12 protein-coding genes and 4 pseudogenes are annotated in these 12,250 nt (G+C 44.4%); 8 read left to right on the top strand and 8 right to left on the bottom strand.

Translation table 11 applies throughout. The features are described 5' to 3' along the window. Nucleotides 1-156: 156 nt before the first annotated feature. The 3 genes and pseudogenes from METMK1DRAFT_RS17570 to METMK1DRAFT_RS06980 form a co-directional block, all read left to right on the top strand. A pseudogene (locus tag METMK1DRAFT_RS17570) lies at nucleotides 157-314 on the top strand (IS256 family transposase); the annotation flags it as partial. A gap of 108 nt (nucleotides 315-422) precedes the next feature. Next, on the top strand, nucleotides 423-1,352 hold the full coding sequence (locus tag METMK1DRAFT_RS06985; protein WP_009072189.1) for an ABC transporter ATP-binding protein: 930 nt from the start codon (nucleotides 423-425) through the stop codon (nucleotides 1,350-1,352). After that, nucleotides 1,343-2,146, top strand: a complete 804-nt coding sequence (locus tag METMK1DRAFT_RS06980) for an ABC transporter permease (protein ID WP_009072188.1) — start codon at nucleotides 1,343-1,345, stop codon at nucleotides 2,144-2,146. The genes METMK1DRAFT_RS06985 and METMK1DRAFT_RS06980 overlap by 10 nt, the downstream gene beginning before the upstream one ends. Nucleotides 2,147-2,213: 67 nt before the next feature. Here METMK1DRAFT_RS06980 and METMK1DRAFT_RS06975 read toward each other — a convergent pair whose 3' ends face one another. From METMK1DRAFT_RS06975 to METMK1DRAFT_RS06950, 5 genes and pseudogenes are all read right to left on the bottom strand, one after another. Further along, nucleotides 2,214-2,636, bottom strand: coding sequence for a DUF4898 domain-containing protein (locus tag METMK1DRAFT_RS06975; protein ID WP_009072187.1), 423 nt, complete (start codon nucleotides 2,634-2,636; stop codon nucleotides 2,214-2,216). A gap of 199 nt (nucleotides 2,637-2,835) precedes the next feature. Continuing rightward, nucleotides 2,836-3,868 (bottom strand): annotated as a pseudogene (locus METMK1DRAFT_RS06970) (ISH3 family transposase). A gap of 163 nt (nucleotides 3,869-4,031) precedes the next feature. After that, nucleotides 4,032-4,244, bottom strand: coding sequence for a hypothetical protein (locus METMK1DRAFT_RS06965; protein WP_009072183.1), 213 nt, complete (start codon nucleotides 4,242-4,244; stop codon nucleotides 4,032-4,034). Beyond that, nucleotides 4,225-4,656, bottom strand: a pseudogene (locus METMK1DRAFT_RS06955) (IS607 family transposase); the annotation flags it as partial. The gene METMK1DRAFT_RS06965 and the pseudogene METMK1DRAFT_RS06955, both read right to left, overlap by 20 nt. A gap of 221 nt (nucleotides 4,657-4,877) precedes the next feature. Continuing rightward, the gene (locus METMK1DRAFT_RS06950; RefSeq protein ID WP_009072177.1) at nucleotides 4,878-5,702 is read right to left on the bottom strand and encodes a sulfurtransferase; all 825 of its coding nucleotides are present in this window, start codon (nucleotides 5,700-5,702) and stop codon (nucleotides 4,878-4,880) included. Between the two features lie 257 nt (nucleotides 5,703-5,959). Between METMK1DRAFT_RS06950 and METMK1DRAFT_RS06945 the strand changes: the two genes are divergently transcribed. Then, entirely contained in the window at nucleotides 5,960-7,729 is a 1,770-nt protein-coding gene (locus METMK1DRAFT_RS06945) for a chloride channel protein (protein ID WP_009072174.1), read from the top strand. A 68-nt stretch (nucleotides 7,730-7,797) separates the two neighbouring features. Here METMK1DRAFT_RS06945 and METMK1DRAFT_RS06940 read toward each other — a convergent pair whose 3' ends face one another. Beyond that, nucleotides 7,798-8,604: an aldo/keto reductase gene (locus tag METMK1DRAFT_RS06940; protein WP_009072172.1), complete on the bottom strand. Its 807-nt coding sequence runs from the start codon at nucleotides 8,602-8,604 to the stop codon at nucleotides 7,798-7,800. Between the two features lie 37 nt (nucleotides 8,605-8,641). Further along, on the bottom strand, nucleotides 8,642-9,244 hold the full coding sequence (locus METMK1DRAFT_RS06935; protein WP_009072169.1) for a sulfite oxidase-like oxidoreductase: 603 nt from the start codon (nucleotides 9,242-9,244) through the stop codon (nucleotides 8,642-8,644). A 90-nt stretch (nucleotides 9,245-9,334) separates the two neighbouring features. On the opposite strand from METMK1DRAFT_RS06935, the pseudogene METMK1DRAFT_RS18980 reads away from it, so the two are divergent. Beyond that, nucleotides 9,335-9,514 (top strand): annotated as a pseudogene (locus METMK1DRAFT_RS18980) (RNA-guided endonuclease TnpB family protein); the annotation flags it as partial. 89 nt (nucleotides 9,515-9,603) lie between these two features. Here METMK1DRAFT_RS18980 and METMK1DRAFT_RS06930 read toward each other — a convergent pair. After that, nucleotides 9,604-10,341 (bottom strand): ATP-binding protein, encoded by a 738-nt coding sequence (locus METMK1DRAFT_RS06930; protein ID WP_009072168.1) that lies wholly within the window; start codon nucleotides 10,339-10,341, stop codon nucleotides 9,604-9,606. A gap of 128 nt (nucleotides 10,342-10,469) precedes the next feature. Here METMK1DRAFT_RS06930 and METMK1DRAFT_RS06925 point away from each other — a divergent pair, with 128 nt between their 5' ends. The 3 genes from METMK1DRAFT_RS06925 to METMK1DRAFT_RS06915 are packed head-to-tail and all read left to right on the top strand — an operon-like array spanning nucleotide 10,470 to nucleotide 12,248. After that, complete coding sequence (locus METMK1DRAFT_RS06925; RefSeq protein ID WP_048087698.1) at nucleotides 10,470-10,709, top strand: sulfurtransferase TusA family protein; 240 nt, start codon at nucleotides 10,470-10,472, stop codon at nucleotides 10,707-10,709. After that, a complete protein-coding gene (locus METMK1DRAFT_RS06920; RefSeq protein ID WP_009072164.1) occupies nucleotides 10,706-11,860 on the top strand; it encodes an NAD(P)/FAD-dependent oxidoreductase in 1,155 nt (384 codons plus the stop codon). The genes METMK1DRAFT_RS06925 and METMK1DRAFT_RS06920 overlap by 4 nt, the downstream gene beginning before the upstream one ends. A gap of 10 nt (nucleotides 11,861-11,870) precedes the next feature. Continuing rightward, nucleotides 11,871-12,248: a DsrE family protein gene (locus METMK1DRAFT_RS06915; protein ID WP_009072162.1), complete on the top strand. Its 378-nt coding sequence runs from the start codon at nucleotides 11,871-11,873 to the stop codon at nucleotides 12,246-12,248. Nucleotides 12,249-12,250: the final 2 nt, after the last annotated feature.

Below are 12,250 nucleotides of genomic sequence, written 5' to 3'. Positions count from 1 at the left end.
ACCATCTTCCTATCTCACGTGGTAATACTCCATCTCCCTCACCTTAAACCCTTTCTTCAATTGAATTCTTAATATTCTTATAAATTTCTTTATCTTTTATAAATTCGATATTATCCTACCAGAAATATTTTTTCTAATATGATTTTGGGTCTACCGCTGGAGAGGAGGAGGTTCGGGAAGTGCCACTCCCCCTGGAGGACCGGATCGCCAGGGCCATAGCCCTCAACTACAGCCTCTCCACCTGTTATCTCATCCTTGTAATAATATTACAAGAACCCTTATTTCTTCGTGATATGATCAAATATATTCAGTAATTCCTTCATTGAATAAGTCTAAACCGAGAGATATATTACAATTTGCAAAGGAGCCCTGAATCACCCTTCTGCAAAAAGTTTTTAGCATTATTGTCAATACTTTAACTAATGATTAAAACAATTGGCATTTCAAAGACTTTTAAAACAAAGTATAAGGTGATAAAAGCTGTAGATGATGTTTCCTTTGAGATAGAAAGAAATACGGCTGGGGCTTTAGTGGGACCAAATGGGGCAGGAAAAACAACCGTGATTAAAATGCTTTCGACTCTCATAATACCTAGTTCTGGAGATGCGATAGTTAATGGTTACAGTATAACTAGGGAGGAAAAGAAAGTTAGAGAATCAATAGGTTTAGTTACAGTGAGTGAAAGGTTATTCTATTATAGATTGACTGCCTTGGAAAACTTAGTATTCTTCGCTAGTTTGCAAAACCTATCCCTATCCGATGCTAGGAGAAGAGCAAGGGAGGTATTGGAAATTGTAGGATTATCTGAATGGGAAAACATACCATATATGAAGTTTAGTACTGGGATGCAGAGAAAATTGGCATTAGCTAGAGCACTAATAACGGATCCGCCAGTGCTACTATTGGATGAACCTACCTTAGGTTTAGATCCACTTTCAGCTAGAATGTTTAGAGATTTAGTTAGAAGAATTGGTAGAGATAAGACTATTCTCCTTACCTCACATTACATGAAGGATATTGAGGAGTTAGCAGAGAAGATAATACTATTAAAGAAAGGCAAAGTAATAGCTGAAGGAAACAAGGAGAATTTAAAGAATTACTTAGGCAAAGTAATAGAAGTAGAAGTAAACGAGTATCCATTAGCGTTAGGTAAATATGTAGTAGAAACTTCAACAAACTACTACATTTTGAGGATACCAGAGAAGGAACTTGATGAATTAAAGGATTATAGGGTAATTAAGGAGGAAGAGTCATCATTAGAAGATGTGTATATATTTTTAATAGGAGATGTTGAGGATTCGGCAAGGTTAGAAGTGGTAAGGAGAGGAGGGTGGAGAGGAAGATGGGGATAAGCGGAAAACTCTACTCTTTCTTATATTTGAGAGGATTTAAGGTATGGGTATCGTATAGAACCCAAACAATATTAACGGTATTAGGTTGGATTCTCCCAGTCTTCACGTATTACTTCACTGGAACTGCATTAGGAAATAGACTAGTGAGTGAAGTAGGAGTAAGTAATTATACAGCATTTTTCACTATAGGTTTAGCTTTCCAAGGATATGTATCTTCCGTAATTTCAACCATAAGTCAAAGGTTACGTAATGAACAGCTTTATGGAACAATAGAGTATTATGTTATTTCAAGAACTGGAACGTTTGGATTTTTGTTGTATTCAGCACTTTGGGGTCTTACTCTAAATACAATAAATGTGATTATAATTTTGGCCGTAGGATTTGCGTTAAATATACATTATAACGTTAATGCACTCAGTGCAATAGTGATTATAGTACTGTTGATATTATCAACATTAGGTATAGGTATGATAGCTGGGGCTGTAACAATGATAACAAAACAAGGTAATCCCATTTCATTCTTCTTCAACACCTTTACAAATCTTATTGGGGGTACAGTATTTCCAGTCAGAGTGCTTCCACTATTTGTTAGGTATATAAGTTACGGAATTCCTTTAACATGGGCATTAGAGGGATTAAGAGAGGCATTTTTAAATGGAACTCCTATAACTGCTGTTGCCCAATTTATTATAATATTAGCCATATTTGATATAGTTCTATTGCCATTAGGCATATTTTCATATAATTATGCATTCAAAAAAGCTAGAGAAAAGGGTACTCTAGCAGAATACTAATAGACAAATGACTATTGACCACTATGGCAATACCTTAAAAACTATAAGAGGAAAGATTACTCGTGAGTCAAAATGTTATACCGAGAGAGTATAGATTTGGATGAGTTTTTGACCCTAGAGGCTCTAGGTGCTTACTAATCATGTTATTTTTGTTACTATCGATTTCACTATCAACAGTTTTATTAACAACAGTACGAAATCCGACAACTATTCTATCTTTCTGCAATCTATTACTATATAATACAATTATTGAACAATCAGTCCTTATCCTAATTAATTCGTTTTTGATTGTATTGCCTAAATCATCGTTACTAATTGGTAATATAACAAGGACGTCACTTACATCTTTAGGCAGTATGAGGTTAAAGAACTTCGTATAATCAGAAATTATCCTTAAGCTATAACTTTTAAGGTTGAAAATCTCTCTGCTTCTCACTACAGTCATAATGAAGTCTTCGAGGTTTCTAATATCGGCAGAATTAGCTAGCATAACTCCTTACCTTTAATTAAAAATAGTTAACATTTGGCTTTTTAAAGTTTATATGTATATGGCACTTTTTATGCTCTATACAAAAGTTATGGCGTAATACATTATTATTAGGTCCAATTATAGTGGTATTCCTTAAAAGACTTTTAACTTTCTGGGGATTAAGGGGGCGGAAGTCCCCCTCCGTACGGTAGACCGAAAATCACCTCCTTAAAAATAAATCTATAGTGTAAATAAGTGCTTCAATTACATTAAATGTAAAATTCTCTGGATTGAATAAATCAGGAAATAAAAGAATTAATAATAATCTAAACTCCTCTCTCCCCACCTCCCCCTTGAATACGGTATAAAGGAGTAGAGTACAATGGCCAGCACGAAGATCAACGTGCGGAAAACAAACTTAGTAGAACTAGTAAATGGAAGAAAAGCCTTAATGTTCCTATAAGAGGTCTCTGTGGGACCTCTTACCTCATTGTACAAATCCAACACTTCCCTCTTGGGCAGATCTAGATTAGTAGCCCTAGCAAAATAAACAAGACTCTTTCTCCTCACTTTTTCCTTGCTGTACACGAGAAGCCTGAACTCGACCTGCCCATCCCTCCTATGCCTCTTACTATTAGTTGTGTAATCCCCGTCAAACTCCTCATAAACCTTCACGTCCCCAACAGGCACAGCAACTATATACTTAAACTGTGAAATGAAGTTGAGCACATCAACTGTGTAGAAACCAGCGTCAAGAGTTATCAACCTTATCCTGAATCCCGTTGCCATTACTTGCTCCACAAGAACCTTCACTATCTCGTCCTTAGTCATACCGTTCACTTGCGGAATAAAGGCAAGTAAAAGTACTTTCCCCTTATACTTGGTTCTTGCGTAGTTCCACGAGTTTCCTTTTTCAGAGCTCCCTTTCACTGGTTTCCCATACCACGTCTTGGTTGTCCAGTCTATTGAAAGATCTATCTCATTCACTCCCTTTAATATCTCCAAGGATATTTTCCTAGCTCTTTCCAATAGCTTTTCAATCACTTCCATCCCTTGCTTCTCTACGTAATTCCTCACGGTCTGTGGGGATACGTCATACGCTCTGGACTTGTTCTCTACAGAGTTGTTCCACAAACACGCGGAGATGAGAGTTTTCGCTACCTTCTCTACCTTCTCTCCTTGGAAGTTCAACACGGAAAGTAATTTATATCCTATTTGTTGAATGTTTGGTGAGGGAGACCGGGTGTTACCATCTTCCTATCTCACGTGGTAATACTCCATCTCCCTCACCTTAAACCCTTTCTTCAATTGAATTCTTTATACTCTTATAAATCCTGTTATCTATCGTGAATCGATATTATCCTGCTGGAGTTATTTTTTCTAATATGATTTTGGGTCTACCGTTCTCGGGGAGGGTTACCTTGACCTTCGTGAGGACTTTCTTACCCTCTTCACTTCTCTCCTCTCAACCTTGATCCTCTCCCACAAGTAGTCTAAAGCCTTCTGCAGTAAGACTCTGTAGTTCTCTAATAACACTCTGCTCTCCTCCCTCTTATCATTCTTTATGGAGTAAGTTAGGTAGACGTATTCCTCCTCTGGTTGAAACGATTTATGCCTTAATTTCTTCAACGCACTTCCTCACCTTCTCGTACTCACGACTCCCCATCCCTTGCAATTTCTCGCTGAACGATACCAAGATCGAGATCAAGTCCTCTATTAACTCTTGTTCCGGAGTTTCGTCCTCCCTGTTCAACACCACGAGCTCACAGCTGTGTGCTCTGCACACCTCCTCTACTATCTAGAAGCCAAACCTAACCAGTCTGTCGGGATACGCGATGACCACTTTCGACACCTCGTTGTTCAGTATCATCCCGAGTAACTTGAGGAACCCCTTCCTCTTCAAGTTCAACGAGGATCCCACGTCCGTTATCACCTGGTCGTAGTCCTTAACGTTCTCCTCTAGGTATCTAACCTGGTTCACTAAGTCGTCCTTTCGCTTGTTCGATACCCTAGCGTACAATACCACTTTCCTCTTCCTGACGGCACACTTCCTTAGGTTTCAGAATCACAATTAAACTTACATACAAAGTATATAAACTTCACGGTTTATCTGAAACTGTTGACAAAGGCGACTCAAACCGAAATGTCCGTGCGGTATCAGAGTGGCCCAGTCCTCGAGGCCGCTGACTTTCTCTACACACGAAAGAGACAGGATTACCCTCTCCTTCATTGCGTATAGGGCTGGAGGATACACAGGAAGGGTCAAAACTCCACAGGCATCCCAACCATGTTACCCCACTCAGACCAGGACCCGTCGTAAAGTCTCACTCTCTTGAAGCCCAGGACATATTTGAGATAGTACCACACCAAGGAGGCCCTAGCTCCAGTCCTACAGTAAACTACTGTCTCCTCATTCCTTATTCCCTTCTCTTTAAGGTGAGATAGAATTTCCTCGGGGGGACGCAACTCTTCAGTGTCGTCATTGAGAAAAGAATTCCAGGGTACGTTAATAGCTCCCGGGATGTGACCTCTCGTCTGGGCTTCCTCGTGGGGGTGCTCAGGCGGTGTGCTCAATTTCCCCTCGAATTCTTCTCGATACCTAGCGTCGATAAGTTGAGGAAGGTCTCCGGTCCTCAATCGGGTGAGTATTTCCCACACCGTTATCCTGTTGCTCCAATCTGGGGGATCTGGATCGTACCTGGACTCAGGTAATCTGAAGCTCTCAGTCTCCATGGGAAGACCCTTGACCTCCCACGCTACCTTCCCTCCATCTAAAACGTAAACCTCCTTGTGACCGTAGCTAAGGAGGAGCCATAGGGCATAGTACGCGTATCTGTTACCGAAGTCGCTGTAGAGAACTAACCTGTCCTCCCTTGATATGCCCACCTTTCCTAAATTCCTTCCCAGGGTTTCCCTATCGGCAAAATCCCTCACTACTGGATGTCTGAAATTCCACCAATGAAGGAGGACTGCTCTCGGTAGGTGCCATTCCTTATATGAGGAGGGATCATATGCAATCTCCACGATGGTGTAATCCCTTAGGTTTTCCAAGAGGGTCTCTGCAGATATAAGGTGAGGGGCTTTCATTGAGTTAACGCCGAAGATAAAAAATTAAAGTTTACTGCTTTCTATCATTTTTTAACTTATTCTTAATTTAAACGAAATCGCAAAGAAGACCTAAAAGGACCGTAGGAGGTCCTTTCCGTGAATATCGACTCAGCATGATATTATCTCATACCAGTTTCTTGTCAATATCACCATCGAATCTCTATTTTAGGCAAGTTGGACAACATCTCGAGGAACTACTCCTAAAACTTAAATTAGTCTCATGAACACATCTTTCCATGACTTCCTTGAGGGATCTTCGATCTCTTCCATACCTGGAGAAGTGGCTCATAATGGGTGTTATCCTAGGGATTGTGGCAGGTCTTTCCTCCCTAACTTTCTATTTCGCTATAAGAGGTGTAGAATACTTCCTCCTCGAAAGCGTGATAGGGCTTACGGTTCCTAGGCCCCTCGGAGAGGGAGGGTCCCTGATCTTTCAGTTTCATGCCACTAGGTATTACCTGATTCCTTTTGTGGTAGCCGCAGGAGGTGCTATATCTGGACTCCTAGTGTATTCATTAGCGCCTGAGGCTGAGGGTCATGGCACTGACGCTGCTATCTCCGCATACCATTACAGAGAGGGTAAAGTCAGATGGAGGGTAATCCCCATCAAACTGATCGCCTCGGCCTTCACAATAGGTTCAGGAGGGAGTGCGGGTAGGGAAGGTCCCACTGCACAACTGTCTGCAGGTATAGGGTCTATGATAGCGGATCTCATGGGTCTCACCCCTGAAGATCGGCGAAGAGCAGTAGCTGTTGGAATAGGTGCCGGTATAGGAACTATATTTAAGACTCCCATAGGAGGTGCAATACTTGCAGCGGAGATCTTGTACAAGAGGGACCTAGAACCTGACGTCATATTCCCTGCACTTGTGGCGTCCGCTGTGGGTTACTCGATATTCGGCTCAATAGTAGGTTTCACCCCAATTTTTGGGAACTACACGGGGTCCTTCGATCCCATCAGGCTCCCGTTATATGCCATCCTCGGATTGATAGCAGGCCTGATGGGACTGTTCTATATCAAGACATTCTACGGGGTTCATGACACCTTCAAAAGGGTCAGACTATCGCCCTACCTCAAACCTGTGATTGGGGGATTACTCACAGGGACGATAGCTCTCCTCGCCCCAGAGGTTATGGCTACAGGTTATGGGTGGATAAACCTCCTTGAGTACGAGAAGTTCACCGAATTTTACTCACTTTTACCCGTGCTTTACTTACTCGTCCTCCTCCCGTTCATAAAGGTTCTGGCTACGAGTCTAACTATAGGTTCAGGAGGGAGTGGAGGAGTTTTCGCCCCCGGGATGTTCATAGGAGCCTTCGTGGGAGGTGATGTCGGTCTACTTTTCCACTTCCTATTTCCTCAGCTCGTCCCCTCGATAGCTCCCTTCGTGATAATAGGAATGGTATCTATGTTCGGTGGAGCTGCCAAGGCTCCCCTATCTGTACTGATAATGGTCACAGAAATGACCGGTAGCCTTCAGTTACTCCCGGGGGCCATGATCGCTGTGGCCATATCGTACCTGGTCACCGGGAATCAATCTATCTACCGTTCTCAGGTTCCCACCAGGAGGGAATCTCCAGCTCACGCTAGCGAGTACGAACAGGCACTGTTGGCCAAAATTAAGGTAGCTCAATGCAAACTCAGGGACATCAAGGTCTCTGCGATATCCCCTGTGGAGGAGACTATTTCAATCATGATGAGGAACAATTTCTTCTCAATTCCAGTGGTAGACAATGACGATAACTTCCTCGGGGTAGCTTACATGCGGGACATTTTAGGCAAGAGTGGAGATGTAGGCAAGTTCGTAGTTCGCGGAGTCCAGACTGTGATGAGACAGAGCAGTCTAGAAGAGGCCTTGGAAACCATGTCCAGAACCAAGGCTAGATGGGCACCAGTGGTAGAGAAAGGAAAGTTGTTGGGAGTTCTAATTATGGAAGACGCGATGGAGGTTTACAGGGAAGAATTAGTGAAGCTGAAGGTCGGCGAGAGGATGAGCGAGGGATAATTAGCGTGGTGAAGGGAAATCTCAACTTGAGGAAAAAAGTGAATATGAAGATATGACAGCTTCACTGATCACCCTATGGGCAACGAGGCTAGATATCTATAGTCCTCGTCTGTTAGATCCCAATCCAAGGTTCCTGCTATGTCGTCCACGTGAGGCTTGGTGGACGCTTTAGGAATCGGAATGGCCTTCCTGGCGACGTAATTGAGGGCTACCTGGACTGGTGTCCTCCCGTACTTCTTGGCCACCTCCGTGAGGATGGGTAGGCTACTGACTTCTCCTCTTCCCAGGGGAGAGTAGGCCACTATCTTCACACCGTTCCGCTGAGCCAATGTGATGAGATCCTTCTCTATTTTCCTGTTTAATATGCTGTACTCCATCTCGTTGACTTCTATCTTGTACCTGTTAACCGCCGACAATACCTCTTCCAACAGGTTAGTATCGAAGTTACTCACACCTATACACCTGACAACACCATCATCTACCAACTTTTCCATTGCCCTCATGGTCTCCCTCAAGGGGACTGAAGGAGAAGGCCAGTGTATGAGGTAGATGTCGATGTACTTCAATCCCAATCTCCTCAAACTCGCCCTAGCGGCCTTTATGACATCGTCGTACTTCAGGTGATTGTTCCACACTTTGGTAATGACGGTGAACTCGTCTTGGTCCTCTCCCTTGAGGGCCTGTCCCAGCAGTTCCTCTGCGTGTCCGTCTCCGTACATTTCCGCCGTATCGAAGAGGTTAATTCCCTTCTCCACAACATACTTCAAGAGGTCTAACCAATGGGAGTCCCTTGTTCTGTCGGCAGACCAATAGCCTCCTCCTATTTTCCAGGTACCGAAACCGACCTTTGATACCTTCTTCTCGCAAAGCTCCATAAGAGATTATAGTCAAACGAAAATAAACTGTTGCTGTTCAGAGGAGAGGCCTCCTGGGTAGATGTTTTCCTCCCTGTCCCTTGAATCTCTCCTCCTCCCACACGTTACCTCTCTCGTGATAACCTCTCTCCTCCCAGTAGCCGTCAACGTAATCCGGAAGTAGTTCCACGGAGGCGAGCCATTTGGCACTCTTCCATGCGTATAGGTAGGGTATAAAGGGTCTAGCTGGAAAGCCCTGCTCCCTCGTTAAGGGCTTACCGTTCATTTTCAGGACCACAACGGCGTCCTCCGACATGGCGTCCTCTAACGGGACTGCAGTTGTGTAGCCATCAAGGGAGTAAAACATCACCCACTTGGCCTCCTTTTTAGGCACACTTCTCTGTAATAAGTTCCTGAGCGACACTCCCTCCCAGCTAACTCCCAACACACTCCACCCAGTAACGCAGTGGAAATCTCTCACATAGTTTACGTCGATCATCCTCATCAACTCCTGGTAGGAATATTCTTGTGGTTTCTCCACAAGTCCTGAGACGGTCAACCTGTACCTTTCCTCATCGATCTCTGGCACGCCCAACGCGGCGTAGTAAATGAACCTCTTAACTACCTTTTGGCCCCTTGGTAAACTCTTTCCTGTTTCCATATCTTTAACAAAGTTAAGCGAATGATATAAACATGTATTTCAGGTTCTCTAACAATGTTTTGTTCATGATGAACAGAGTGCCCAACCCACAGACAACTGAACGCGTCCCTCAACATCTTCCTCAAGATGTGCGGGTTTCCCCCACCTCTTTCACTCCCACTGGGAGTAGGCGGGTTGGGTCAACCGAGGGGGCGGAGGGGTAACGGGTTTCCCCGTGACCCCGGTGAAGCGCAAGGGCTGAGAATTGGATATAAATTCATGAAAATTTAATGAAGCCCGAACCCCTGGAACTGAACCCTAAATACCGGGAGTACTGAGGGACGAATTCGGTGAGCTCGTTCAGGGAACCCAAATTAGCTTCAAACCTTTAGTTCCTCCTTAGTCTCGACCACAGGAATTAAGGTGTCTGGCTCAAATTTCCTTATTTTCACAGTTTTGAACGCTCCGTCCCTGTAAAATATGGCCTCTCCGGTCCTCAGGGTCTTCACAGTGGCCTCAACCTCTCTACTCTTGATGGGTAAGATCTCCTTGTAGACCTTGATATCGATGGGATGGACCACTTTGTGGAGGAAGTAGATTTCACTCTGAGTCAGGACGTCCTTATTTACCTTCGCAGACCTCTGACTGACAAGTATCATTCCCAAACCCCTCTTTCTTCCCCTCAGTGCGATCCTGGTCAACGCGTCGCTGAGTTCAGTCCTCTCTCCCTGCGGGATGAACTCGTGAGCCTCCTCCAAGAGGATGAAGACGTCCCTGGAGTACACCTTGGATAGCTCCCAAAGGGAGGTCATGAAGTCCAAGAGAAACTTAAAGGCCTCCTGGTTCCACTCGTTCATGTCCAGGACAACGCTCTCTCCCTCACCTAACACTGATGACGCCAAGGAGAGGGGACTCACGGAGAAGTTATTCCGAACCTTTGCCTGAAGGTTAGTGTACTCCCCGTCAGGGTCGACTACGACTACTGGGACTCCCTCCCTAATGAGTTCTTGTGCCGTCACTTTTGCAGTGTTGGACTTACCCGATCCCCTTATCCCCAATATAGCTATGCACTTCCTTGTTACGTCCCTCAACTCCAGTTGCACCGAACCTAAATCCATGTCTTCAAGGTTTAATGAAAATCCCTTTTAAGGGCTGAGTCGTTTCTCTACTTTTTTTAGAAAAAATGAAATCATCCATAGTAAACACTTTTAAATAAAAGTTTATAAGTCACTTGGAGATGTTTATAATGATAAAAATGTCCCTAAAGATATATAAAAAGCTAGATCTTACAGGCCAATCTTGTGCAGGACCCTTGGGAGAACTCTCAGGGGTATTGGAAGAGATAAGTCCAGGAGAGGCAGTTGAGGCTGTCCTTGGAGACGAAGCGACCAAGAAAGACGTTGTGGCTTGGGCAACTAAGAAGGGTTACAAAATAGTCCAAGAAAGGAGAGATGGTAACAATTACGTGGTGGTGCTCACGAAATGAAGAGGGTTATAGTTGTAGGAGGAGGGATTGCAGGAACCATAGTGGCAAACAGGATAGCGAGGACTATACCAGAGGAGTTGGAGAAGGGAGAGGCGGAAGTAGTAGTTTTAGATAAGAGTGACAAGCACGTCTATCAGCCGGGCCAACTACTAGTTCCGTTTAACGTTCAGGACCCAGTGGAGTTAGTGAGGAACGAAAGGGATATCCTGGATCATAGGGTCAGGTTTCTACACGGCCAGAAGGGAGAGGTAACCAAGATCGACCCTGCAAATCATACCGTTGTCACTGCAGACGGTGTGTCCCACACTTACGACTACCTGATCATAGCCACAGGATCCCATCTGAGATGGGAAGAAGTACCAGGTTATAAGGACGCTGTTTACTCCCCTTGGGACTTCGATAGTGCCCTGAAGCTTAGAGAGGCCTTAGATCAATTCTCCGGAGGTACAGTAGTAATAAACGTGGCTAAATTACCTCACAAGTGCCCCGTTGCGCCAATGGAAGCCACGTTGATGCTTGACGACATGTTAAGGAAGAAGGGTCTCAGGGATAAGACGGAGATAGTCTACACGTATCCTATCAACGGAATATTTGGAATAAAGACCACAAACGACGTAATGATAAAGATCTTCCAAGAGAGGGGAATAAAGGTCATTTCTCCCTTCAACGTAACTAACGTCGATCCGAAGAACAAGGTCATGGAATCCCAGGAAGGAGAGAAGGTCAAGTTCGATCTGGCCATAGGGGTTCCTCCTCATGTAGGTGCAAAAGTGATAGGGGACTCAGGCATAGGCGATAAGAGGAATTGGGTCCCGACAGATAAGTTCACCCTGAGGATGAAGGATCACTCCAACGTCTTCGTAATAGGAGACACCACAGATATCCCAATCTCTAAGGCAGGTTCGACTGCGGACTTCGAGTCCTACATCATTGCTAACAACGTGGCCAATGAGATAAGGGGCACAGGCTTGAAGAAGACCTACGACGGTTCAGTCTTCTGTTACATAGCTACTGGCGTAGACTCTGCAACCTACATTAGGTTCAACTACGCTAACCCGCCTGTTCCACCACCCCCGTCCTACGTCCACTGGTGGGGCAAACTAATGTATAACAAGTTGTACTGGACAGTGACAGCTAAGGCTATAGTTTAAAGGGATTTAAATGAAGGTTGGTATAATCCTAGGTTCCAACGAGTTGAGCAGGGTAGCTTATGCTGCCATGCATTCAGCCATAGCCGTCTCCCTAGACAACGAAGTGGTGTTGTTTGCGACCATGGACGGCGTCAAGGCGTTCCTCAAGACTCCGGACCTGAGGGTGACAGACGACACTTCAAAGGTAATTAAGGAGAGCAGGGAGGACGTGTTTCAGCACTTCAGGAGGGCTAAGAAATCTGGAAAACTGAAGATCCTGGCCTGCTCCTATGCCAGCAAAGTACATAAACTGGATAAGGAAAGCTACAGCGAACTGGTAGACGACATTGTGGGGATAACCTCCTTCTCCATGGAGGTCGAAGGGGGTCAACTAGTTTCAGTATGGTGATA

Origin of the sequence: Metallosphaera yellowstonensis MK1 (assembly GCF_000243315.1) — an archaeon.
Classification (GTDB): Archaea; Thermoproteota; Thermoprotei_A; order Sulfolobales; family Sulfolobaceae; genus Metallosphaera; species Metallosphaera yellowstonensis.
The sequence above is the reverse complement of the archived record's forward strand: the minus strand, read 5'-3'. Positions and strand labels throughout refer to the sequence as shown.